Below are 1,306 nucleotides of genomic sequence, written 5' to 3'. Positions count from 1 at the left end.
GGTGTCTGGGTTCACGACATAGGTCGCACTTGATAGGTCTCTCATGAGTCGGGACATCGGTCACAGTCGCTGGCATGTCTCGCGCTCGTGTCGCTGTCCTGATGATCGTGTCGAAGCAGGTGTCGGTGACGGCGGCCGCGGCCGAGTACGGCATCTCCCGGCGCCACCTCCATCGACTGCTGGCCCGCTACCGGGACGGCGGGATCGACGCGGTCGAGGCCCGGTCGCGCGCGCCGCGCAGCAGCCCGCACCGGACGTCGCCGCAAGTGCGGGAACGGATCGTGGCGCTGCGGCGAGAGCTGACCGGGCAGGGCAGCGATGCGGGCCCGGTCACGATCGGCTGGCACCTCGAGCGCGAAGGCCTGCCCGCGCCGTCGACGTCCACCATCCGGCGGATCCTGCACGACGCCGGGCTGGTCGATCCCGAGCCGCGCAAGCGCCCCCGCTCCTCCTGGATCCGCTTCGAGGCGGCGCAGCCGAACGAGACCTGGCAATCGGACTTCACCCACTGGCGACTCGCGGACGGCCGCGACGTCGAGATTCTGAACTGGCTCGACGACCACTCCCGCTACCTGCTCTCCTGCACCGCCCACGTACCGGTCACCGGCGACGTCGTCGTGACCGCGTTCCTCGCGATCGTCGATGAGCACGGCGCGCCCGCCTCGACGCTGACCGACAACGGTCGCGTCTTCACCGCCCGCCTCGGCGGCGGCCGCAACGCCCTCGAGTACGTGCTGCCGCTGCTGGGCGTCCGGCAGAAGAACGGCAAACCCGGCCACCCGCAGACGCAAGGCAAGATCGAACGCTTCCACCAGACCCTCAAGCGCTGGCTCCGCCAGCAACCACCGGCGCACGACCTCACGACCCTGCAGCAGCAGCTCGACCGCTTCCGCACCAGCTACAACGAGCACCGCCCGCATCGCGCGAACGACCGCGCCACCCCCGGCCACACCTACCGCGCCACACCGAAGGCGCTCCCCGCCGCCGCCGCGCACTCGCCCGGCCACTTCCGCATCCGCTACGACCGCGTCGACCACCAAGGCCGCGTCAGCCTCCGCCGAGCCGGCCGCATGCACCACCTCGCCATCGGCGCAGCCCACCGAGGCCGACGCATCCTCGCCCTCATCGACGACACCACCGCCACCGTCATCGACCTCGAGACAGGCGAGATCCTCGCCACCAACACCATCGACCCGGCACGCAGCTACTGGCGCAACACGAGAAGAGCCCCCGGCCGATGGCCAGGGGCTCTCTCTTCGTGACACATGTCGCGACTCAGGTGAGACCTATGTCGCGACTCATCACA

Annotated in this window: 1 protein-coding gene; it reads left to right on the top strand. The window is 70.1% G+C overall.

From position 1 onward, the window contains the following. Window positions 1-74 precede the first annotated feature (74 nt). A complete protein-coding gene (locus J2X49_RS12915) occupies window positions 75-1,262 on the top strand; it encodes an IS481 family transposase (RefSeq protein ID WP_310127041.1) in 1,188 nt (395 codons plus the stop codon). Window positions 1,263-1,306 lie beyond the last annotated feature (44 nt).

The organism is Agrococcus sp. BE272 (assembly GCF_031457935.1).
GTDB classification, from domain to species: Bacteria; Actinomycetota; Actinomycetes; order Actinomycetales; family Microbacteriaceae; genus Agrococcus; species Agrococcus sediminis.
Note: the sequence above shows the minus strand (reverse complement) of the source record. Positions and strands in the feature narration are given on the sequence as shown.

What these genes read in the sequence shown, in the direction of transcription:
- J2X49_RS12915 (WP_310127041.1), top strand. Translation starts at nt 75, where the DNA reads ATGTCTCGCGCTCGTGTCGCTGTCCTGATGATCGTGTCGAAGCAGGTG.